At 35.8% G+C, this 22561-nt stretch carries 23 protein-coding genes; all 23 read left to right on the top strand.

Going from position 1 to position 22561, the window contains the following annotated elements:
• Positions 1 to 401: 401 nt before the first annotated feature.
• The 23 genes from metG (at position 402) to divIC (ending at position 22503) form a co-directional block, all read left to right on the top strand.
• Entirely contained in the window at positions 402 to 2384 is a 1983-nt protein-coding gene (metG, locus tag ACXVYO_RS00335; RefSeq protein WP_458465736.1) for a methionine--tRNA ligase, read from the top strand.
• Between the two features lie 166 nt (positions 2385 to 2550).
• Positions 2551 to 3318: a TatD family hydrolase gene (locus tag ACXVYO_RS00330; protein WP_458465735.1), complete on the top strand. Its 768-nt coding sequence runs from the start codon at positions 2551 to 2553 to the stop codon at positions 3316 to 3318.
• Positions 3319 to 3534: 216 nt separating this feature from the next.
• Positions 3535 to 4092, top strand: coding sequence for a ribonuclease M5 (rnmV, locus tag ACXVYO_RS00325; RefSeq protein WP_000692828.1), 558 nt, complete (start codon positions 3535 to 3537; stop codon positions 4090 to 4092).
• On the top strand, positions 4089 to 4967 hold the full coding sequence (gene rsmA, locus ACXVYO_RS00320; RefSeq protein ID WP_098655260.1) for a 16S rRNA (adenine(1518)-N(6)/adenine(1519)-N(6))-dimethyltransferase RsmA: 879 nt from the start codon (positions 4089 to 4091) through the stop codon (positions 4965 to 4967). The genes rnmV and rsmA overlap by 4 nt, the downstream gene beginning before the upstream one ends.
• A gap of 110 nt (positions 4968 to 5077) precedes the next feature.
• A complete protein-coding gene (yabG, locus tag ACXVYO_RS00315) occupies positions 5078 to 5941 on the top strand; it encodes a sporulation peptidase YabG (RefSeq protein WP_001173738.1) in 864 nt (287 codons plus the stop codon).
• A gap of 238 nt (positions 5942 to 6179) precedes the next feature.
• Positions 6180 to 6440, top strand: a complete 261-nt coding sequence (gene veg / locus ACXVYO_RS00310; RefSeq protein ID WP_000044349.1) for a biofilm formation stimulator Veg — start codon at positions 6180 to 6182, stop codon at positions 6438 to 6440.
• 91 nt (positions 6441 to 6531) lie between these two features.
• Positions 6532 to 6711 (top strand): acid-soluble spore protein SspF, encoded by a 180-nt coding sequence (sspF, locus tag ACXVYO_RS00305; protein WP_001985066.1) that lies wholly within the window; start codon positions 6532 to 6534, stop codon positions 6709 to 6711.
• A 196-nt stretch (positions 6712 to 6907) separates the two neighbouring features.
• The gene (gene ispE, locus ACXVYO_RS00300) at positions 6908 to 7777 is read left to right on the top strand and encodes a 4-(cytidine 5'-diphospho)-2-C-methyl-D-erythritol kinase (RefSeq protein WP_458465734.1); all 870 of its coding nucleotides are present in this window, start codon (positions 6908 to 6910) and stop codon (positions 7775 to 7777) included.
• Positions 7778 to 7831: 54 nt separating this feature from the next.
• Complete coding sequence (gene purR, locus ACXVYO_RS00295) at positions 7832 to 8680, top strand: pur operon repressor (RefSeq protein WP_061678916.1); 849 nt, start codon at positions 7832 to 7834, stop codon at positions 8678 to 8680.
• Between the two features lie 124 nt (positions 8681 to 8804).
• A complete protein-coding gene (locus tag ACXVYO_RS00290; RefSeq protein ID WP_000869825.1) occupies positions 8805 to 9179 on the top strand; it encodes a RidA family protein in 375 nt (124 codons plus the stop codon).
• Between the two features lie 149 nt (positions 9180 to 9328).
• Positions 9329 to 9622, top strand: coding sequence for a septation regulator SpoVG (gene spoVG, locus ACXVYO_RS00285; RefSeq protein WP_000454041.1), 294 nt, complete (start codon positions 9329 to 9331; stop codon positions 9620 to 9622).
• Between the two features lie 323 nt (positions 9623 to 9945).
• The gene (gene glmU / locus ACXVYO_RS00280; protein WP_061678915.1) at positions 9946 to 11325 is read left to right on the top strand and encodes a bifunctional UDP-N-acetylglucosamine diphosphorylase/glucosamine-1-phosphate N-acetyltransferase GlmU; all 1380 of its coding nucleotides are present in this window, start codon (positions 9946 to 9948) and stop codon (positions 11323 to 11325) included.
• Positions 11326 to 11343: 18 nt separating this feature from the next.
• Positions 11344 to 12297, top strand: coding sequence for a ribose-phosphate diphosphokinase (locus tag ACXVYO_RS00275; protein ID WP_000107421.1), 954 nt, complete (start codon positions 11344 to 11346; stop codon positions 12295 to 12297).
• A 72-nt stretch (positions 12298 to 12369) separates the two neighbouring features.
• On the top strand, positions 12370 to 12930 hold the full coding sequence (gene pth, locus ACXVYO_RS00270; protein ID WP_458465740.1) for an aminoacyl-tRNA hydrolase: 561 nt from the start codon (positions 12370 to 12372) through the stop codon (positions 12928 to 12930).
• Between the two features lie 70 nt (positions 12931 to 13000).
• Positions 13001 to 13225: an anti-sigma-F factor Fin gene (locus ACXVYO_RS00265; RefSeq protein WP_000399442.1), complete on the top strand. Its 225-nt coding sequence runs from the start codon at positions 13001 to 13003 to the stop codon at positions 13223 to 13225.
• Positions 13226 to 13330: 105 nt separating this feature from the next.
• The gene (mfd, locus tag ACXVYO_RS00260; protein WP_458465733.1) at positions 13331 to 16861 is read left to right on the top strand and encodes a transcription-repair coupling factor; all 3531 of its coding nucleotides are present in this window, start codon (positions 13331 to 13333) and stop codon (positions 16859 to 16861) included.
• Positions 16862 to 16997: 136 nt separating this feature from the next.
• Positions 16998 to 17534, top strand: a complete 537-nt coding sequence (spoVT, locus tag ACXVYO_RS00255) for a stage V sporulation protein T (RefSeq protein WP_000648309.1) — start codon at positions 16998 to 17000, stop codon at positions 17532 to 17534.
• Positions 17535 to 17766: 232 nt separating this feature from the next.
• Positions 17767 to 19368, top strand: a complete 1602-nt coding sequence (locus ACXVYO_RS00250) for a putative polysaccharide biosynthesis protein (protein ID WP_458465732.1) — start codon at positions 17767 to 17769, stop codon at positions 19366 to 19368.
• Positions 19369 to 19380: 12 nt separating this feature from the next.
• Positions 19381 to 20841 carry a bifunctional methyltransferase/pyrophosphohydrolase YabN gene (yabN, locus tag ACXVYO_RS00245; RefSeq protein ID WP_458465731.1) on the top strand — a complete coding sequence of 487 codons (1461 nt, stop codon included), beginning with the start codon at positions 19381 to 19383 and terminating at the stop codon, positions 20839 to 20841.
• A 14-nt stretch (positions 20842 to 20855) separates the two neighbouring features.
• Positions 20856 to 21131, top strand: coding sequence for an RNA-binding S4 domain-containing protein (locus ACXVYO_RS00240; RefSeq protein ID WP_001234876.1), 276 nt, complete (start codon positions 20856 to 20858; stop codon positions 21129 to 21131).
• Between the two features lie 57 nt (positions 21132 to 21188).
• A complete protein-coding gene (gene yabP / locus ACXVYO_RS00235; protein ID WP_001059101.1) occupies positions 21189 to 21497 on the top strand; it encodes a sporulation protein YabP in 309 nt (102 codons plus the stop codon).
• Positions 21494 to 22147, top strand: coding sequence for a spore cortex biosynthesis protein YabQ (gene yabQ, locus ACXVYO_RS00230; protein WP_458465730.1), 654 nt, complete (start codon positions 21494 to 21496; stop codon positions 22145 to 22147). The genes yabP and yabQ overlap by 4 nt, the downstream gene beginning before the upstream one ends.
• The gene (gene divIC / locus ACXVYO_RS00225; RefSeq protein ID WP_001208737.1) at positions 22144 to 22503 is read left to right on the top strand and encodes a cell division protein DivIC; all 360 of its coding nucleotides are present in this window, start codon (positions 22144 to 22146) and stop codon (positions 22501 to 22503) included. Before yabQ ends, divIC begins: the two co-directional genes overlap by 4 nt.
• The last annotated feature ends 58 nt before the right edge of the window (positions 22504 to 22561 follow it).

The following is a 22561-nucleotide window of genomic DNA, read 5'->3' as shown; positions in this document are numbered from 1 at the left end:
CTTAAATTCTATATTTTTTAAAAAGATTTATAGATTTCTTACTTCTTATATATAATAGAATGCGAGTAATTTCTACTATTATTTAACTTTATTTTCTGAAAAATTTATAAATTGTAAGTGAGGATTGTATATTTTCTTGAAATATGAGTAATAGATGATAAAGACACTAGGTATTAACTCGTTTTTTATCCCATGTTAACGAGCAGTAAGATTCCCACTTCAAAACTCGATTGGAGGAAAGAAGTCAAGTGGAGATCGGGCTGCTCGTAAAAGCCCGATTGGTGCGGGCTAATAATCCGCGGGAGTGAACAAAACCCCACAGATTAAAGTTTCACTTTATATATAAGTTTTTGATATACTGTTTATAAATACATATGAGGTTATCCGGGAGGTCCAAAACAATGACAGAGGAAAACAAGTCCTTTTATATTACTACCCCAATTTATTATCCAAGTGGAAAATTACACATTGGACATGCTTATACAACAGTAGCAGGAGATGCGATGGCACGATATAAGCGTATGCAAGGATATAATGTTCATTATTTAACAGGAACTGATGAGCATGGACAGAAGATCCAAAAGAAAGCAGAAGAATTAAACGTGACACCACAAGCATATGTGGATAATATCGTTGCAGGAATTAAAGAACTTTGGGAGAAGATGGATATCTCTTATGATGATTTTATTCGTACAACTGAAGATCGTCATAAAGATGTTGTTGAAAAAATCTTCAAGCAACTAGTAGATCAAGGTGATATTTATCTTGATGAATATGAAGGTTGGTATTCTGTACAAGATGAGACATTCTATACAGCGCATCAATTAGTAGATCCAATTATGGAAGGTGACAAAGTAGTTGGAGGAAAAAGCCCAGATAGTGGTCATGATGTAGAACTTGTTCGTGAAGAATCGTATTTCTTTAGAATGGGTAAATATGTCGACAGACTATTAAAATTCTATGAAGATAATCCACATTTCATTCAGCCAGAGTCTCGCAAGAATGAAATGATTAATAACTTCATTAAACCAGGCTTAGAAGATTTAGCGGTTTCTCGTACTTCATTTGACTGGGGAGTTCGTGTTCCAGGTAACCCAAAACACGTTATTTACGTATGGGTTGACGCATTATCTAACTACATTACAGCATTAGGTTATGGAACAGAAAATGAAGAGATGTATAAGAAGTTCTGGCCAGCTGATGTGCATTTAGTTGGAAAAGAAATCGTTCGTTTCCATACAATTTATTGGCCAATCATTTTAATGGCATTAGACTTACCTCTTCCGAAAAAAGTCTTTGCTCATGGTTGGATTTTAATGAAGGATGGAAAGATGAGTAAGTCAAAAGGGAACGTAGTAGATCCAGTTACTTTAATCGATCGTTACGGATTAGATGCATTACGTTATTACTTACTTCGTGAAGTTCCATTCGGATCTGATGGCGTATTCACACCAGAAGGATTCGTGGAGCGTATTAATTTCGATTTAGCAAATGACTTAGGTAACTTATTAAATCGTACAGTAGCTATGATTGATAAGTACTTTAACGGAGAAATCCCTGCATTTAAAGCAAATGTAACGGAATTCGATGAAACGTTAGTAATGTTTGCACAGGATACATTGAAAAAAGTAGAAGAAGCAATGGAGAATATGGAATTCTCTGTAGCGTTAAGCTCAATTTGGCAATTGGTTAGCCGTACGAATAAATATATTGATGAAACACAACCTTGGGTACTAGCAAAAGATGAGAATGATCGTGAAAAGTTAGCTTCTGTAATGGCCCATTTAGCAGAAGTACTTCGTCAAACAGGTATTATGCTTATGCCATTCTTAACAGTAGCACCAAGCAAGATGTTTGCTCAGCTTGGCCTTACTGATGAAGCACATAAGTCTTGGGAAAGTCTATCTACAGTTGGCTGTATTCCAGCTGGAACAAAAGTAGAAAAGGGACAACCGATTTTCCCACGTTTAGAAATGGAAGTAGAGGTAGAGTACATTAAAGAACAAATGAAAGCCTCTGCTCCTAAAGTAGAAGAGAAAAAAGAAGAAGAACCGAAGGCAGAAGAAATTACAATTGATGATTTCTTTAAAGTAGAATTACGCGTAGCTGAAGTACTATCTGCTGAGCCTGTGAAAAAAGCAGATAAGTTGTTAAAAATCCAGCTAGATTTAGGTACAGAAAAGCGCCAAGTTGTTTCTGGAATTGCAAAATTCTATTCGCCAGAAGACCTAAAAGGTAAAAAGGTTATTTGTGTAACAAACTTAAAACCTGTAAAACTACGTGGTGAATTATCACAAGGTATGATTTTAGCGGGTGAAGAGAATGGCGTATTGTCATTAGCAACAATTGACCAAAATCTACCAAATGGTACAAAAATCAAGTAATTAAGACAAGAAAAGAGATGTTTCACGTGTAACATGTGTGAAGCGTCTTTTTTCTTTTTACACTCTCAATTTTTGCATTAAGATTGTAGTATTGTTATCGTTAAGTTAGTAAAGGGCTTATTTGTGTAGAATAAACTTGATTTCAATATAAAAGGAGTTATGTATGATGTTGTTTGATACACATTCACATTTGAATGCAGAGCAATTTGAAGAAGATTTGCAAGAAGTCATTGCACGAATGAAAGAAGCGGGAGTTACTTATACAGTTGTTGTTGGTTTTGATGAAGTAACGATCAAAAAGGCGATTGAATTAGCTGAAACTTATGATTTTATTTACGCTGCAGTTGGATGGCATCCAGTTGATGCAATCGACATGACGGAAGAACATTTAGCTTGGTTAGAAGAACTTGCTTCCCATCCTAAAGTTGTTGCACTTGGAGAAATGGGATTAGATTATCACTGGGATAAGTCTCCAAAAGAAATACAGAAGGAAGTATTCCGTAAACAAATTACATTAGCCAAAAAGGTGAAATTGCCGATTATTATACATAACCGCGATGCAACTCAAGATATTGTTGATATTCTAGAAGAAGAGAATGCGGCTGAAGTGGGAGGCATTATGCATTGCTTTAGTGGCAGCGTAGAAGTAGCAGAGCAATGTGTTGATATGAACTTTTTAATTTCGTTAGGCGGACCAGTTACATTTAAAAATGCTAAGAAACCGAAAGAGGTTGCTGCGGAGATTCCGTTAGAGAAATTGTTAATAGAGACGGACTGTCCATATTTAACACCACATCCATTTCGAGGGAAACGAAATGAACCGAGTTATGTAAAACTCGTAGCAGAAGAAATTGCAAACTTAAAAGGAATTTCTTATGAGGAAGTAGCAGCAGTAACAACAAAAAATGCAAAAGTTTTATTTGGTGTTGAATAAAAAGGAGTGGGAGAACCCATTCTTTTTTTATTTTTGTGAAAAAATAGCGGGAGTGATAGAGAAAATAAAGGCGAATGAGGAAGTGCTACAATAAGGAGAGAGAACAAAGTTTTGGACATTCTATTTTTTAAAATGTAAGAATGGGGAAAATAATAATGGAAAAGTCGTCATTTTTTTGTTTTACTAAGTAGAGACGAAACGAGTGTGGAGGCAAGCATGAAAATTAAAGAGATTATCGTTGTAGAAGGTAAAGATGATACAGTTGCGATTAAGCGTGCTGTTGATGCGGATACAATTGAAACGAACGGTTCAGCAATCGGTGATCATGTTATTGAGCAAGTTAAATTAGCGCTGCAAAAACGAGGCGTTATTATTTTTACAGATCCGGATTATCCTGGAGAGCGTATTCGGAAAATTATTTCTGATAAGGTTCCTGGATGTAAACATGCCTTTTTACCGAAGGAAGAAGCACTTGCTAAAAGGAAAAAAGGTGTCGGAATCGAGCATGCTTCTAATGAATCAATTCGCCGTGCTTTAGAGAATATACATGAAGAAATGGAAGCTTACACAAGTGAAATTAGTTGGAGCGATCTAGTCGATGCAGGCTTAGTGGGCGGAGAAATGGCAAAGAGTCGCAGAGAAAGAATGGGTAAGCTATTAAAGATTGGTTATACAAATGCAAAACAGTTACATAAACGTTTACAAATGTTTCAAGTTTCAAAAGAAGCATTTGCAGAAGCTTATAAGCAAGTCATACAGGAGGAAAAAAAATGAAGGATATCGCAACGCCAAATCGTACGAAAGACATTGTTGAAAAGTACGGATTTTCATTCAAAAAAAGTTTAGGACAAAATTTTTTAATTGATACGAATGTATTAAATCGTATCGTCGATCACGCTGAAATTGGTTCAGAAAGTGGTGCAATTGAAATTGGACCAGGTATCGGTGCGTTAACAGAGCAATTAGCGAAGCGTGCTAAAAAAGTAGTGGCTTTTGAAATTGATCAGAGATTATTACCGATTTTAGATGAGACGTTAGCTCCATATAGCAACGTTACAGTTATAAATAAAGATGTACTAAAGGCAGATGTACATGAGGTGTTTAGTGAGCAATTTGAGGAAGGGCAAGATGTAATGGTAGTAGCTAATTTACCGTACTATATTACAACGCCAATTTTATTTAAATTGCTTGAAGAGAAATTACCGGTTCGTGGATTTGTTGTTATGATGCAAAAAGAAGTGGGAGATCGTTTAGCTGCTAAACCTGGAACGAAAGAGTATGGTTCTTTATCCATTGCTATTCAGTATTATACAGAGGTAGAAACGGTTATGACTGTACCGCGTACAGTGTTTGTGCCACAACCAAATGTTGATTCTGCGATTATTCGTCTTCTGAAGCGTCCGAAACCAGTTGTAGAAGTAACAGATGAGAAATTCTTCTTTGAAGTAGTACGAGCGAGTTTTGCACAGCGTCGTAAAACTTTAATGAATAATTTATCAAATAATTTAAATGGTTTCCCGAAAGATAAAGAGCTGTTGGATCGAATTTTAACAGAAGTAGGAATTGATCCAAAACGAAGAGGCGAAACGCTATCTATCGAGGAGTTTGCAACATTAAGTAATGCATTAGTTCTTCATAAATTGTCATAAAAATAGAAAAGGGACAGTTCAACTTGAACTGTCCCTTTTGTCACCTTTCTTCTCCCACATTCATACTTTAAAAACAGGTAAGATGGCCTAACGAGTTTGGAGGTAGGAGAATGGCTTTACATGTTGGAGAATTAGTGGAACGATATTCTCATAATAGGGATATCCTTTTTCGTATTATAGAAATAAAAGGCGAGATAGCTATATTATTTGGGGAGGAAATTAGACTGGTGGCGGATGCGCCACTTGAAGATTTAATTAGTATAGATCAACGAGAACATAAAAAAAGAGCGAAGCGTGAGAAAGAAACGATGGAGCGTACGTATCGATTGTTTCAACAAGATTATGTATTAATGAAACAAAGGCATGAACACACTTCAACGGGTGGATATACAAGTGAGGTGAATTATTTTCAAATGCCAGGACGTGTATTGCATATAGATGGAGACCCGTTATATTTGCGCAAGTGCTTAGATTTATATAATAAAATTGGTGTTCCTGTACAAGGTATTCATTGTAAAGAAACAGAAATGCATGAAAAGGTAGTAGATTTAATAGATCATTTTCGTCCGGATATTTTAGTTATTACAGGGCACGATGCATATACAAAATCAAAAGGGGTAAAGGGAGATTTAGCAGCATATAGACATTCAAGGCATTTTGTACAGGCTGTTCGAGAAGTGAGAAAAAAATATCCATCATTGGATCAACTCGTTATTTTTGCTGGGGCATGTCAATCCCACTTTGAAGCATTAATTCGAGCAGGCGCTAATTTTGCTAGTTCACCATCTAGAATTAATATTCACGCACTAGATCCTGTATATGTGGTGGGTAAAATTAGTTTTACGTCATTTATGGAGAGAGTCAATGTATGGGATGTTGTACGTAATACGATTACCGGTGAAAAGGGACTTGGCGGGATTGAGACGAGGGGGATTTTACGAACTGGATTACCCTTTCAACATTATGAAGAGTAAGCAAGGTACATACGTATCTTGCTTTTTTGTATGGAAAGGATTTAAATCAGCTTGGATAAAAAGAGATAAGAACGTACAGACTACATAATGATACTTTTACAATATAGTATTTCTTCTATCTATTCGAACGCATAATGCTTTTATAATGATATTGTCTGTGAGTTGCGGTTAATAATTGGGATAGATATATCGTGTTTTAAGTGTTCAATCTAAATTACAGCGAGGTGTAACGAAGTATATGTCAAAACGTTTAGATGAAATTAAAAGCGAATTAGATCACCATCTTGGACAGAGACTGATGTTAAAGGCAAATAGTGGGAGAAGAAAAACAGTAGAACAATCAGGTGTACTGGCAGAAACGTACCGTTCTGTTTTTGTTGTACAATTGGATCAGCAAGAAGATGCGTTGCAACGTGTATCGTATAGCTATGCGGATGTTTTAACAGAGACAGTAGAGTTAACATTTTATGGTGAACCTCATAATGAAGTGATTTTATAATTGATGTATCGTTACATATATTCCCACAAATGAAAAGTTATATTATTTTGCATACTACTTATACCGTAGCAAAATAAGGAGGGACTCTGCATTGAGTAGACGAAGAGGTGTCATGTCAAATCAATTTAAAGAAGAGCTTGCAAAAGAGCTAGGCTTTTATGATGTTGTTCAGAAAGAAGGCTGGGGCGGAATTCGTGCGAAAGATGCTGGTAACATGGTGAAACGTGCTATAGAAATTGCAGAACAGCAATTAATGAAACAAAACCAGTAGTTGTAAGATACTTTCTATGCTACGGTAGCCGAGGAGTGATTCCTCGGCTTTTTGTACTCTAAAAGGTGCCATCATTTTACATAAGTAGTTTCATTCTGAATGCTTTTCGTTATAATTAGGGAAGTGTCATCGTCTTACTATAAATTTATGGTAAAATAAACGATAAAAGATTGAGTACATAGAGTGGGTGAATAGATTGAAGCTACTAGTGAAAGCACCAGCAAAGATTAATCTGTCGTTAGATGTACTGGGAAAAAGACAAGACGGATATCATGAAGTGAAAATGATTATGACAACAATTGATTTAGCGGATCGTTTAGAACTAATGGAATTAGCAGAAGACCGTATTGAAATTTTATCCCATAATCGGTATGTCCCAGACGACCAAAGAAATTTAGCTTATCAAGCAGCGAGATTATTAAAAGAGAAGTTTAATGTAAAAAAAGGCGTATCTATTACTATTGAAAAAACGATTCCAGTAGCAGCTGGATTAGCAGGTGGAAGTAGTGATGCAGCAGCGACATTACGTGGCCTTAATAAATTATGGAATTTAGGGCTTACAATTGACCAGTTAGCAGAGCTTGGCGCAGAAATTGGATCAGATGTATCGTTTTGCGTATATGGTGGGACAGCAATTGCCACTGGAAGAGGAGAGCAAATTGAGCACATAAAAACTCCGCCTTCTTGTTGGGTTATCTTAGCAAAACCCCATATTGGTGTATCTACTGCTGATGTGTATGGAAATTTAAAGTTAAATCGAGTTACACATCCAAATGTGGATAAAATGGTTGATGTCATAAATTCTGGGGATTACAAAGGGATTTGTGATACTGTTGGTAACGTTTTAGAAGATGTAACGTTTGCGATGCATCCTGAAGTTGCACGTATTAAGGCACAGATGAAGCGATTTGGGGCGGATGCCGTATTAATGAGTGGAAGTGGTCCAACTGTATTTGGCCTTGTGCACCATGATTCGCGAATGCATCGTATATATAACGGATTAAAAGGATTTTGTGAACAAGTATATGCAGTACGTTTATTGGGAGAGCGAGAAACGCTTGAATAAAGACGTATAATACGGTATGATTTGTTTAGAATATTCGTGATTTGAGGTGAGAGTATGAAAATTAGACGAAGTACAAGATTAGTCGATATGACGTATTACTTGTTACAAAATCCTCGTCAGCTAGTTTCTCTCACTTTTTTTGCTGAAAGGTATCAATCAGCTAAGTCTTCCATTAGTGAAGATTTAGTTATTATTAAGCAAACGTTTGAACAACAAGGGGTCGGCACATTGCAAACGATACCAGGAGCAGCAGGAGGAGTGAAATATATACCATATATAAGTGCGGAAGAGGCAGATCTCATTATTGGAGAGCTTTGTAGCCTATTTGAAAATCCAGGTCGTATTTTACCTGGTGGTTACTTATATATGACAGATCTTTTAAGTAATCCTCGTCATATTAATGGCGCAGGTCGTTTGTTTGCTTCTGTTTTTGCTAGGCAACCAATTGATGCGGTTATGACGGTGGCAACGAAGGGGATTCCACTTGCTTATGCGGTGGCAAATTACTTAGATGTACCGGTAGTAATTGCAAGAAAAGATAATAAGGTAACAGAAGGCCCAACAGTTAGTATTAACTATGTATCAGGTTCTTCTAAGCGAATTCAAACAATGACGTTAGCAAAGCGTAGCCTTCCAGAAGGATCAAATGTTTTAATTATTGATGACTTCATGAAAGCTGGCGGGACAATTCAAGGTATGATGAGTATGTTAGAAGAGTTTAAGGCTAATGTTGTTGGTATTGGTGTATTAGTAGAATCCACGGATATTGAAGAAAGGCTAATTAATAATTTTGTATCATTAATTCGTCTATCAGAAGTTGATGTGAAAGAAAAAGCGATTCAAGTGGAAAAGGGAAATTATTCACTGGCACCATTTGATGAAGGGCTTGTAGAGGCTGAGTAAAAAGGTAAAGCAGATCGCTTTATCTTTTTTTTATTCTATTTATAAATTATAAAATAGATGGACAAACTGCTTTTCGTGCACTATTTTTAAAGAGTAAAAATAAATAATAAAAGGGTGAAAAAACATGAAAGTTGTTCAAACAAGCAATGCACCACAAGCAATTGGACCATATTCACAAGGGATTATTGTAAATAATATGTTTTACAGTTCAGGACAAATTCCGTTAACTGCAAGTGGAGAGCTTGTAGCAGGAGACGTTACAGTACAAACAGAGCAAGTATTTCAAAATTTACAAGCGGTATTAGAAGAAGCAGGTGCTTCATTTGATTCAGTAGTAAAAACAACAGTATTCTTAAAAGATATGGATGATTTTAATGCTGTTAATGAAGTATACGGCTCTTATTTCTCTACTCATAAGCCAGCTCGTTCTTGTGTACAAGTAGCAAAATTACCGAAAGATGTTTCAGTTGAAATCGAAGTAATTGCCCTAGTTAAGTAGTTCTTTGTAAGCGATAACCTCTACAAATCTCTATATTCAATTACATTAAAAATTTTTATCTTAAAAATTTTTAAAAAATTAAAGGGAAAATAGAAATTTTGTGGAATTTATAATATATCGCTTATTTAGAAAAGGGTGGTGAACACAAGATGGAAGTGACTGACGTAAGATTACGCCGCGTAAACACAGAAGGCCGCATGAGAGCAATTGCCTCTATTACTCTAGACCATGAATTTGTTGTTCATGATATTCGTGTAATTGATGGTAATAATGGATTATTTGTAGCAATGCCAAGTAAACGTACTCCAGATGGAGAGTTCCGTGACATTGCACATCCAATTAATTCTGGTACACGCTCTAAAATTCAAGATGCGGTTTTAACAGAGTATCATCGTTTAGGCGAGTTAGAAGAGGTTGAGTTTGAAGAAGCGGGTGCTTCGTAAAATTCGAATGAAAAGGGCTTTTTAAAGAAAGCCCTATAATTTTGCAACAAACTCCTGTAAGCATTTACAGGAGTTTGTTTTTTTTGTGGTTTTATACATTTCACGTGCGGAAAATTCAGAATTTATTAAAATGAAGAGGAAAACTTCTAATTTTTTCAAAATCAATTTAAATAGTATAGCTTATTTCTTAAAAAAGATACTAAAGAGTAAAACATCGTATGAGAATTATGGTAAAATTTAATAGTTAAAATGTGTTTCTTGAAATATATGATGATTTAGGATAATATCGTTAATGGATAAATAGGTTGCGATGGAGGGTCTATATGTCAAACAGATTTGCAGTGATTCTAGCTGCAGGTAAAGGCACACGTATGAAGTCTAAGCTATACAAAGTGCTTCATCCTGTATGTGGAAAACCTATGGTACAACATGTTGTCGATCAAGTATCTCAATTAGGATTGCAGAAACTTGTAACAGTCGTAGGACATGGTGCTGAAATGGTACAAGAACAGCTAGGAAACGTAAGTGAGTTTGCATTACAAGCAGAACAACTTGGTACAGCGCATGCTGTAGATCAAGCTGCAAGTGTACTTGCAAATGAAGAAGGAACAACTTTAGTTATTTGTGGTGATACGCCGCTAATAACTGCTGAAACGATGGAATCATTGCTTCAGCAACATAAAGAAGCAGGGGCAATGGCAACGGTGCTAACAGCTTACATAGAAGAGCCTGCTGGATATGGTCGTATCGTTCGTAACGAGAATGGTCATGTTGAAAAGATTGTTGAGCATAAGGATGCAAATGAGAAAGAATTAGCTATTAAAGAAATCAATACAGGTACGTATTGTTTTGATAATAAGGCTTTATTCGCTTCGCTTTCTAAAGTTTCAAATGATAACGTACAAGGTGAATATTACCTGCCAGATGTTATTGAGATTTTAAAAAATGAAGGTCACATTGTATCGGCTTATCAAACAGAGCACTTCGATGAAACGTTAGGTGTTAACGACAGAGTCGCTCTATCGCAAGCGGAAATCATTATGAAAAACCGTATCAACCGAAAGAACATGGTAAATGGTGTTACGATTATTGATCCAAGTAACACGTATATTTCTGCTGATGCAATTATCGGTAGTGATACAGTTCTTCATCCAGGAACAATTATTGAGGGAAACACTGTAATCGGTTCTGATTGTGAAATTGGACCGCATACAGTAATTCGCGATAGTGAAATTGGAGATCGTACGACAATTCGTCAATCTACTGTACATGATAGTAAACTTGGTACAGAAGTATCGGTTGGTCCATTTGCACATATTCGCCCAGATTCAGTTATTGGAGATGAAGTACGCGTTGGAAACTTCGTAGAAATCAAAAAAACTGTTTTTGGTAATAGAAGTAAAGCTTCACACTTAAGTTATATCGGGGATGCGCAAGTTGGAGAAGACGTGAATCTTGGTTGTGGTTCAATTACGGTGAACTATGACGGTAAGAATAAATTCAAAACTGTGATTGGTAACGGGGTATTTATTGGATGTAATTCAAACCTTGTTGCTCCTGTAACAGTTGAAGATGGTGCTTATGTGGCAGCAGGCTCTACAATTACAGAGAATGTTCCATCAAAAGCATTATCTGTAGCACGTGCACGTCAAGTTAACAAAGAAGACTATGTTGATCAATTGCTGAATAAGAAAAAATCATAATGTGGAGGGTTAATCTAGATGTCGACTCAATATCTAAATTCTAATTTGAAAGTATTCTCTTTAAACTCTAATAAGGAACTTGCGGAGCAAATTGCAAAGCACATTGGAGTAGGACTAGGAAAATGTTCTGTTGATCGTTTTAGTGATGGAGAAGTTCAAATTAACATTGAAGAAAGTATCCGTGGTTGCGATGTATTCATTATTCAATCTACAAGCTTCCCAGTAAACGAACATATCATGGAATTACTTATTATGATCGATGCATTAAAGCGTGCATCTGCAAAAACAGTTAATATTGTTATTCCTTACTATGGTTATGCGCGTCAAGACCGTAAAGCGCGTTCTCGTGAACCAATTACATCGAAACTTGTAGCAAACTTGCTTGAAACAGCAGGTGCAACTCGTGTAATCACTCTAGATTTACATGCTCCACAAATTCAAGGGTTCTTTGATATCCCAATCGACCACTTAATGGGTGTACCGATTCTTTCAGATTACTTTGAAACAAAAGGTCTTAAAGATATCGTAATCGTGTCACCTGACCATGGTGGGGTAACTCGTGCTAGAAAAATGGCGGATCGCCTAAAAGCACCAATCGCTATTATTGATAAGCGTCGTCCTCGTCCGAACGTATCAGAGGTAATGAACATTATCGGTAATATTGAAGGTAAAACAGCAATTTTAATTGATGACATCATTGATACAGCTGGTACAATTACATTAGCGGCAAACGCTCTTGTTGAGAACGGTGCTTCTGAAGTATATGCTTGCTGTACACACCCAGTATTATCTGGTCCAGCAATTGAGCGTATCCAAAACTCAAATATTAAAGAGTTAGTTGTAACGAACTCTATCGTATTACCGGAAGAGAAGAAAATCGACAAAGTACATGAGCTTTCAGTTGCTCCATTAATCGGAGAAGCAATCATTCGTGTATACGAAGAAGAATCTGTAAGTGTATTATTCAATTAATTGGATAGAATGAGACGTAACCAAGATTGGTTACGTCTTTTCGTATCGAAAAAAGAAAGTAGTGGTACAAGAATGAAATTGATAGTAGGACTTGGGAACCCGGGTAGAGAATATGAATTAACAAGGCATAATATTGGATTTATGGCAATTGATGAACTTGCAAAGCGTTGGAATATTGCTTTGAATGAACAAAAATTTAAAGGAGTATTTGGTGCAGGATTTGTTAATGGAGAAAAAGTAATCTTATTAAAGCCACTTACATATATGAATTTATCTGGGGAAAGTATTCGTCCACTCATGGATTACTATAAAATTGATGTTGAGGACTTCGTTGTCCTGTACGATGATTTAGATATTCCTGTAGGTAAATTACGCCTTCGTATGAAAGGTAGTGCTGGTGGACATAATGGTGTAAAATCAACAATTTCACATTTAGGAACACAAGAGTTTCAACGCATCCGCATGGGAATTGATCGTCCGAAAAATGGCATGAAGGTAGTAGATTACGTACTAGGACGTTTTACATCGGAAGAAATTCCTGATGTGGGTCATTCTATTGAAAAAGCAGCGGATGCATGTGAAGAATGGTTAAATAAACCTTTTCTTCAAATCATGAATACCTTCAATAGTTAAGGGTATGATTGGGAATATTTTGTTTTATTTTTACCCATACTAGTAGTAATTGGATTTTTAGGAGGCTAGTATGGAAGGGTATTATTATTGCAGACATTGCGGGAGTAATGTAGGCTCCGTTACTGCAGAAAAAGTATATAGCGACGTTTTATTTCAACTAACAGAGCAAGAAGTAGTAGAGATGATTCATTTTCATGAGAATGGAAATATATATATACAAACGATTTGTGAATCGTGTCAAGAAACGCTCGCATCTTATCCTGAGTATTATGAATATGAAAAATTTCTGCAATAAAATGTTGTCGCTTTGGCATGTCCAAAGCATTTTTCTGTTTTCTTTTTCCAAAATATTTGCATAAAATATAGTGGCTTGCTCTTTATGTTGAGAGGGGTTTTGAAAATGATAGGTTTATTAGAGCAATTTTATAAAAATGAAGAGATCCAATCGGTTATTAATGGACTAGAAGATGGTTTAAAAGAACAACTTGTATCAGGTATGGCAACCTCTTCTCGTTCATTATTAATGGCGGCCTTATATAAAAAAACAAAAAAATCACAACTTATTGTGACGCATAATTTATATCAAGCACAAAAAGTGCATGAAGATTTAGTGGCGTTACTTGGTGAAAAAGATGTGTGGTTATACCCAGTAAATGAATTGATAGCATCAGAAATTGGTGTTGCAAGCCCAGAATTGAAGGCGCAACGTATTGAAGTATTGAATCGTTTAGCGGCAGGAGAGAATGGGATTATTGTAGCGCCAGTTGCGGGACTACGCAGATTTTTACCAATGAAAGAATTGTGGAAGCAAAGGCAAATCGAAATCAATCTAGGGCAAGAGATTGATTTAGATACATTCTTGCATACTTTACATCATATTGGTTATGAGCGTAAGTCGATGGTAGAAGCTCCTGGGGAATTCAGTTTGCGCGGGGGAATATTAGATATTTATCCATTAACTGAAGAGTTACCATTTCGTATTGAATTTTTCGACACAGAAGTTGATTCTATTCGATTATTTGATGTGGATGAACAGCGCTCTCAAGATAAAAAAGACAGCGTTAGATTTGGTCCAGCAACAGAATTTTTATTTTCACAGGAAGAATTGAAGTCGGGAATTAAGCGTCTTGAGGAAGGCTTGACTAAGACGATGCAAAAACTGTCCGATGATAAATTGAAGACTGCAGTGCTTGAGACGGTAAGTCATGAAATTGAGATGTTAAAAAACGGGCAAAGTATAGAACAGATGTTTAAATATTTATCTATTTTCTATAACGAACCTGCTAGTCTGATAGATTATTTACCAGAAGATGGTATTGTAATTTTAGATGAGATTTCCCGTATTCAAGAAACAGCATCACATCTTGAAACGGAAGAGGCGGAATGGTATATCTCACTTCTTGGTGAGGGTACAATTATTCAAGACTTATCTTTCTCACACTCGTTTGAGGAATTTCTTCATCATAAAAAAAGAAGTTTTGTATATTTAACGTTATTCTTACGTCATATAGCACATACACATCCGCAAAACATTGTGAATGTGACATGTAAAACAATGCAAGATTTCCATGGGCAGATGCAGTTGCTGAAAACTGAAATTGATAGATGGAACGAAGGGCATTTTACGACGGTTGTGCTCGGCACAGATGATGAACGTGTAAAAAAACTACAACATATTTTAAGTGATTATGATATTGAGGCAGATATCGTAGAGGGCACAGATATATTATTGCCTGGGAGGTTACAAATTGCTGTAGGTGATTTACATGCAGGATTTGAAATGCCGATGCAAAAGCTTGTTGTTATTACTGAAAAAGAGCTTTTTCATAAGAAAGTTAAAAAATCACAACGTAAGCAAAAGTTATCTAATGCCGAACGTATTAAAAGTTATTCGGAATTAAAAGTTGGAGATTATGTAGTTCATGTAAATCATGGTATAGGTAAATTCTTAGGTATCGAGACATTAGAGATTAATGGCGTTCATAAAGATTACTTGAATATTAAATATCAAGGCAATGATAAGTTATACGTTCCAATTGAACAAATTGACCAAGTGCAGAAATATGTAGGATCTGAAGGTAAGGATCCTAAAGTTTATAAATTAGGTGGAAATGACTGGAAAAAGGTTAAAACGAAAGTTGAAAAATCTGTACAAGACATTGCGGATGACCTAATTAAATTATATGCTGAACGCGAAGCTTCAAAGGGTTATGCATATACACCAGATACGGCAGAACAACAAGAGTTTGAATCTTCTTTCCCGTATCAAGAGACAGAGGATCAATTACGGTCTATTGAAGAGATTAAGAAAGATATGGAACGCGGACGTCCGATGGATAGGCTTCTTTGTGGTGATGTAGGATATGGAAAGACAGAAGTAGCTATCCGTGCGGCATTTAAGGCAATTATGGATGAAAAACAAGTTGCAATTTTAGTGCCGACAACAATTCTTGCACAACAACACTATGAAACAATTCGAGAGCGTTTTCAAGATTACCCAATCAATATAGGATTATTAAGTAGATTCCGTACGAGAAAACAGCAAAATGAAACAATTAAAGGCTTAAAAGATGGCACGGTAGATATCGTAATTGGAACGCATCGTATTTTATCTAAAGATGTTACTTATAAAGACTTAGGCCTTCTTATTATTGATGAAGAACAAAGATTTGGTGTAACGCATAAAGAAAAAATTAAACAATTAAAAGCAAATGTTGACGTATTAACATTAACGGCAACTCCGATTCCGCGTACACTCCATATGTCTATGCTTGGTGTGCGTGACTTATCTGTTATTGAGACACCACCAGAAAATCGTTTCCCAGTCCAAACGTATGTAGTAGAGTATAATCCAGCGTTAATGCGAGAAGCGATAGAACGAGAGCTTGCAAGAGGTGGGCAAATTTACTTCCTATATAATCGTGTGGAGGATATCGAAAGAAAAGCAGATGAAATTTCGATGTTAGTTCCAGACGCGCGTGTAACTTATGCACATGGGAAAATGAACGAAAGTGAATTAGAGTCTGTTATGCTATCGTTTTTAGAGGGTCAGCATGATGTTCTTGTAAGTACAACAATTATTGAGACGGGTGTAGATATTCCGAATGTAAATACGTTAATTGTATTTGATGCAGATCGTATGGGATTATCGCAGCTGTATCAGCTTCGTGGGCGTGTTGGACGTTCTAATCGTGTTGCATATGCATACTTTGCATACAAACGAGACAAAGTGTTATCAGAAGTTGCAGAGAGGCGTCTACAAGCCATTAAAGAGTTCACAGAGCTTGGATCAGGTTTCAAAATTGCGATGAGAGACTTATCTATTCGTGGTGCAGGTAACTTGTTAGGTGCCGAACAGCATGGATTTATTGATTCTGTCGGATTTGATCTATATTCTCAAATGTTAAAAGATGCAATTGAACAGCGTAGAGGAACAGATGGGGTTGAAAATACAGTTAATGTTGAAATTGATTTAGAAGTAGATGCATATTTACCAGATGCTTATATTTCAGATAGTAAACAAAAAATTATGATGTATAAACAGTTTAGAGGTGTTTCTGCAATGGAGGATATTGAAGAGTTGCAGGAAGAGATGATAGATAGATTTGGTGATTATCCGCAAGAAGTTGGTTACTTATTACAAATTGCAAATATTAAAGTATTGGCAATGAAAGAACAAATTGAGTTAATTAAGCAAAATAAATTTGAAGTAACAATTCTGTTCTCAGAACAAGCAAGTCAAAATATTGATGGTGGAAAATTATTCATGCTTGGAAATAGTTTTGGACGTATGATCGGTCTAGGGATGGAAGGATCACAATTGAAAATCGTTATGAAAACAAATGGCTTAGAGACATCGAAGTGGTTAACAATTGCTGAAAATTTATTAAAAGGCCTACCAGATGTAAAAAAAGAAGTCATAAATGCCTAATATAAGATAAAAAAATACAATTCGGCGTGCATAGAAGAACTAATGTGTAAAATACTATGTCTAACAGTTGGTGATTTTTACATGAACAGGTAAATTCACCACTTTCATCATCAGTAGAAAGTGAGGCAGCATTAGAATGAAAGCAACTGGAATAGTACGTCGAATTGATGATTTAGGTAGGGTAGTAATCCCGAAGGAAATTCGTAGAACTTTACGTATTCGAGAAGGAGACCCGCTAGAAATATTTGTTGATCGCGATGGAGAAGTAATTTTGAAGAAATATTCTCCGATTAGTGAACTAGGTGATTTTGCAAAAGAATATACGGAAGCTTTATACGATAGCTTAGGACATAATGTGCTTGTATGCGATCGTGATTCTATTATCGCGGTAGCAGGCATATCTAAAAAAGAATACTTAAATAAAAGCGTTGGCGATTTAATTGAGAAGACAATGGAAGATCGTAAGTCTGTAATTATGACGGATGAAAGCGAAATTTCAATTATTGATGGAGTAACAGAAAAAGTTAGTTCCTATACGATTGGCCCGATTGTTGCGAATGGGGACCCAATTGGAGCTGTTATTATCTTCTCTAAAGAGGCAATTATAAGTGAAGTGGAGCATAAGTCAGTAAATACAGCTGCGAGCTTTTTAGCGAAACAAATGGAGCAGTAAGGTCATATCGAATTTTAGAAGTAGCAATCTTTCCTAATTATGATATTTCTTCTTGAGAAATCAATTATTTGGAGATATATGTATATTGAAAAAAGGTAGCGCTTTGCTACCTTTTTTCGTTGAACATTTCTAGCGTTGCACGAACGTATTATTACTCGTGTAGGTAAGGAAGCTTGTCCTTTTCTTTATGATATAATACGAGGGGTGAGAATAGAAAAAGGAGTTTTCTTGTATGGAATCAAAGAAGTATCAAGCCTTTTGGCGTGGGGCTATTATATTAACAATCGCAAGTTTTGTTACAAAGGTATTAAGCGCTTTTTACCGTATTCCATATCAAAATATAGCGGGTGATATTGGTTTTTATATTTACCAACAAATTTATCCGTTTTATGGATTTTGTTTAATTTTAGCTACTTATGGATTCCCCATTATAATTTCAAAAATGGTTGCGGAACGATTAGAGCAAGGGAAACAAAAAGAAGCAGAAGAAATTATTTGTATATCTTTTTGGTTTTTATTGGGAATTGGTTTCATAGGCTTTTTTACATTGTTTTTTGGTGCCGAAGCAATTGCAACAGCTATGGGCGATATACACTTAGATAAGTTATTACGTGTTATTTCATTTTCATTCATATTGATGCCGTTTCTATCTGTAGCAAGAGGATATTTTCAGGGGTTCAATAATATGATGCCAACAGCTGTTTCGCAAGTAATAGAACAAACGATTCGTGTTTCTATTATTGTATTTTTATCTCTATTCCTAATTGCTCACGGATTTGATTTATATACTGTCGGTGCAGGTGCTATGTTAGGTTCAATCGCAGGCGGACTGATTGGGATTATCGTACTTGTACTTTATATGCGTCATGACTTTCGTTCTATATTCTTCAAAAGTGTAAAGAGAATTAAGGGGAAAAAGAGGATCATTAAAATTCTATTTTGGCAGGGTTTGGCGATTTGTGTTAGTAATTTAGTGCTTATTTTTATACAAATGGCTGATTCTGTTTCCTTCTATTCTTTACTTATTGGGGCAGGAGAGCCAGCTGAAAGTGCAAAGGTATTAAAAGGTGTGTACGACAGAAGTATCCCGCTTATGCAATTAGGGACTGTCGTGACAACTTCTTTCTCGTTGTCGCTTATTCCAATTATTACAGCGGCGAAGGAAAGAGGAGATCTTTCCTTTATTCGAGAAAAGGTAAAGTTAGCAATGAAAATAACATTTGTTATTGGATTTGCAGCGGCCATTGGATTAACTTGTATTATTCAGCCTACGAATATTATGCTGTTTGAAAATAGTGATGGGTCAGATGTTTTATCCATTTTATCTTTATCTATTTTATTTAGTTCATTGTCGATTACAACTGCTTCTATTTTGCAAGGGCTAGGACAAACATTAAAACCAGCAATATTCGTTATATTTGGGAGTTGTTTAAAGTTAGCTTTAAATTATATATTAATGCCATATTTTGGTGTGAAGGGAGCTGCGATTGCAACCTTAGTTGCGTTAATTGTAATTTCTGTGTTAAATAGTGCATTACTTATGCAAGCCGTATCAGAATCGCTCATCGATAAACGTAATATGTTAGGTGTAGTTATTAGTGGTATTGGTATGGGATTTGTATTAATAATGTTTATGCGTGTAATGCAAATGTCTGGATTAGTAATTGATACGGAACATAGAGGAATCGCGACAATTGAGGCATTGTTAGGTGTAGCTATCGGCGGATTGGCATATATGTTTTTGATTTTAAAATTACGTGTATTTACAAAAGCGGAAATAGGAACCGTGATGAAAAAAGAAAAAAAAGAAGGTTCATTGAAGAAGAGTGGATAGAGGTGGCAGATTGTGAGTGGAATCATTACTATTTTAGGATTAGGTGCTGGTGAGTTAGATCAGTTAACGATGGGTGTATATCGAAAAATAAAAGAAGCAGATCACATGTTTGTACGAACGAAGGAACATCCCGTTATAGAAGAGTTGGAGAAAGAAGGTATACAATACACAGCCTTTGACAGTGTATATGAGGCACATGATACATTTGAAATTGTATATGAAACAATTGCGAATACATTGTTAGAACGAGCTGAAGGCGCAGAAATCATTTATGCCGTGCCAGGGCATCCGCTTGTAGCGGAAAGAACGGTTCAGCTACTATTGGAAAAAGGCGAAGTAGCGAATGTTGAAGTGCGCATTGAAGGTGGACAAAGTTTCCTTGATCCAATGTTTGCAAGTCTAAAGATTGATCCGATTGAAGGATTCCAATTAATTGACGCCACATCATTTGAAAGAGGACAATTAGAATTACGTCAACATTTAATCTTTTGCCAAGTATATGACGCATTCGTTGCATCTGATGTGAAATTAACATTAATGGAGATGCTGCCAGATGATTATGAAGTATATATCGTAACAGCTGCAGGGACTTCATTTGAACAAGTTAAAAAGGTGCCATTGTACATGTTAGATCATGAAACGGAATTAAATAATTTAACGAGTGTATATGTACCACCCGTTCAGGAACGTGCGTCCTTGTATCAACAGTTTGATGTGCTTAGAGAAATTATTGCAGATCTTCGTGGACCAAATGGTTGTCCGTGGGATAAAAAGCAAACACATCAATCTTTAAAGAAGTATTTAATTGAGGAAGCTTATGAAGTGTTGGAAGCAATTGATGAAGAGGATGACGACCACTTAGTAGAGGAATTGGGTGATGTATTATTACAAGTTATGCTGCATGCTCAAATTGGAGAGGATGAAGGTTGGTTCTCTATAGATGATATTATTCGAACTTTATCTGAGAAAATGGTTCGTCGCCATCCGCATGTATTTGGGAATGCAGATGTAAATAGTGCTGATGAAGTACTTGCCAATTGGGAAGAAATTAAAAAACAAGAAAAAGGATTTGTGAAGGAATCTGTTTTAAATGGAGTCCCAAAAAGTTTGCCACAGTTACTACGCGCTTATGAAATCCAGAAAAAAGCTGGCAAGGTTGGTTTTGATTGGGTTGATGTACAACCGATGATAGAGAAAGCTTTAGAAGAATGGCAAGAGTTCCAACAAGAAGTTACAAATATGGATGAGGCGAAGATGTTAGGTGAATTTGGCGATTTACTATTTGCGTTTGTTAATATAGCTCGTCATTATAAAATAGATCCCGAAGAGGCGTTACATGCAACGAATGAGAAATTCGTCGGTCGTTTCTTATACATGGAAGCAAAGGTAGCTGAAATGAATAAAGAGATGCAAGATTTATCATTAGAGCAGTTGGATGTTCTATGGGAAGAGGCAAAACAAACAGAGCGTTAATAGGGGGATTTGATATGCGTTTAGATAAGTTTTTAAAAGTATCACGTTTAATTAAAAGAAGAACATTAGCGAAAGAAGTAGCTGATCAAGGAAGAATATCAATTAATGGTCAAGTGGCAAAAGCGAGTTCAGATGTGAAAGTAGCTGATGAATTAACAATTCGTTTTGGTCAAAAAATAGTAACCGTAAAAATAAACGAATTGAAAGAAACGACCAAAAAAGAAGATGCAGCAAATATGTATAGTTTAGTTCGCGAAGAAAAGGTCAAGGCTGAAGAAGGCTTGTTCTAAAATCAATTATCCCTTCATACATTACTATTAGCTAGTATAAATGTAGGGGGGATTTACGTGAATAATGGTTACTCACCTATGTCTTCTAATCAACAAAATGTTTCTGTAGAGCATGATATTATTATGCGTGGCAGGCGTGTAATTGATATTACCGGTGTAAAGCAGGTAGAGAGTTTTGATAGCGAAGAGTTTTTGCTTGAGACTGTAATGGGCTTTTTAACAATTCGTGGTCAAAATTTACAAATGAAAAATTTAGATGTGGAAAAAGGTGTTGTATCGATTAAAGGGAAAGTTCATGAGATGCTGTATATTGATGAGAATCAAGGGGAGAAAACTAAAGGATTCTTTAGTAAGTTGTTTAAATGAGCCTAACAATTCAGTTGTATACGATGCTCTCAATGATCGGAATGGGTGCTTGGATTGGAGCGTCTTTAGATACATACCAACGATTTTTAAAGCGGCAAGAACGTAAACGTTGGCTTGTGTTTATACATGATATACTATTTTGGATTGTCCAAGCGTTATTCGTCTTTTACGTATTGCTTCTTGTAAATGAAGCTGAACTACGTATATATGTATTTTTGGCATTATTATGTGGTTTTGCGGCGTATCAAAGCTTATTGAAAGCAATATACATGAGATTGTTAAATTTTCTCATCTATATTTTTATGCAAACAACACACTTTTTTGTTCAAATTATAAAGCTACTCATGATAAAACCTGTTATTATTATAGCGCAGCTATTTATTGCATTTATATTATTCTTATTTCGTATACTGCTTTCAATTGGACATGTGTTATGGAAAATGGTGGTTTGGATATTACTTTTCATATGGAAAGTTTTTTTCTGGCCTGTTCGATTTATTGCTTCGCTCATATGGAAACTTCTCCCTAATCGTGTTAAACTTTTTATAATGAAACATGTAGGGTTCCTGCAATATATAGCAAAATTAAAGGGACACATCTTCCAATTATGGGAGCGTATAAAAAAGAAGTTAGGGGGACCTCGGAAATGAGGGAACTGAGACAAAGAACAATCGAAAAACAGAGTCCAAATCCTGTTAAAGAGCATATAATACAAACGGATGAGAACAGGAAGCGACTTTATCGCCGTTTAGCGGTTTTTCTTGTCTTTGCTTTTACAATTATTGCGAGTATTAGTGTAACGTTTTATCAACAAAACAGTTCCATTAGAGCAAAAGAAGCAAAAGTTAAGGACATGAAAAAAGAACTGGATTCATTAACGAATAAAGAAAAGAGTCTAAAAGACGAAGTTCAAAAGTTAAATGATGAAGAGTACGTATTAAAGATTGCTAGAAGGGATTATTTCTTCTCTGGAAAAGGGGAGATAATTTTTCCTGTTTCTAAGTAGAGTATGTCTTATTGACACTATATTTTAGGATTATATATAATAAAGTAAAATTTGACTT

This window comes from Bacillus sp. BC08 (assembly GCF_054326875.1).
Note: the sequence above shows the minus strand (reverse complement) of the source record. Positions and strands in the feature narration are given on the sequence as shown.

Coding starts and splice junctions, on each gene's coding strand:
- ACXVYO_RS00330 (WP_458465735.1), top strand. CDS start 2,551: ATGTTGTTTGATACACATTCACATTTGAATGCAGAGCAATTTGAAGAA.
- ACXVYO_RS00240 (WP_001234876.1), top strand. CDS start 20,856: ATGCGTTTAGATAAGTTTTTAAAAGTATCACGTTTAATTAAAAGAAGA.
- purR (WP_061678916.1), top strand. CDS start 7,832: ATGAAAATTAGACGAAGTACAAGATTAGTCGATATGACGTATTACTTG.
- yabG (WP_001173738.1), top strand. CDS start 5,078: ATGGCTTTACATGTTGGAGAATTAGTGGAACGATATTCTCATAATAGG.
- ACXVYO_RS00265 (WP_000399442.1), top strand. CDS start 13,001: ATGGAAGGGTATTATTATTGCAGACATTGCGGGAGTAATGTAGGCTCC.
- spoVT (WP_000648309.1), top strand. CDS start 16,998: ATGAAAGCAACTGGAATAGTACGTCGAATTGATGATTTAGGTAGGGTA.
- divIC (WP_001208737.1), top strand. CDS start 22,144: ATGAGGGAACTGAGACAAAGAACAATCGAAAAACAGAGTCCAAATCCT.
- metG (WP_458465736.1), top strand. CDS start 402: ATGACAGAGGAAAACAAGTCCTTTTATATTACTACCCCAATTTATTAT.
- rnmV (WP_000692828.1), top strand. CDS start 3,535: ATGAAAATTAAAGAGATTATCGTTGTAGAAGGTAAAGATGATACAGTT.
- veg (WP_000044349.1), top strand. CDS start 6,180: ATGTCAAAACGTTTAGATGAAATTAAAAGCGAATTAGATCACCATCTT.
- mfd (WP_458465733.1), top strand. CDS start 13,331: ATGATAGGTTTATTAGAGCAATTTTATAAAAATGAAGAGATCCAATCG.
- glmU (WP_061678915.1), top strand. CDS start 9,946: ATGTCAAACAGATTTGCAGTGATTCTAGCTGCAGGTAAAGGCACACGT.
- spoVG (WP_000454041.1), top strand. CDS start 9,329: ATGGAAGTGACTGACGTAAGATTACGCCGCGTAAACACAGAAGGCCGC.
- ACXVYO_RS00290 (WP_000869825.1), top strand. CDS start 8,805: ATGAAAGTTGTTCAAACAAGCAATGCACCACAAGCAATTGGACCATAT.
- rsmA (WP_098655260.1), top strand. CDS start 4,089: ATGAAGGATATCGCAACGCCAAATCGTACGAAAGACATTGTTGAAAAG.
- yabQ (WP_458465730.1), top strand. CDS start 21,494: ATGAGCCTAACAATTCAGTTGTATACGATGCTCTCAATGATCGGAATG.
- pth (WP_458465740.1), top strand. CDS start 12,370: ATGAAATTGATAGTAGGACTTGGGAACCCGGGTAGAGAATATGAATTA.
- ACXVYO_RS00275 (WP_000107421.1), top strand. CDS start 11,344: ATGTCGACTCAATATCTAAATTCTAATTTGAAAGTATTCTCTTTAAAC.
- ACXVYO_RS00250 (WP_458465732.1), top strand. CDS start 17,767: ATGGAATCAAAGAAGTATCAAGCCTTTTGGCGTGGGGCTATTATATTA.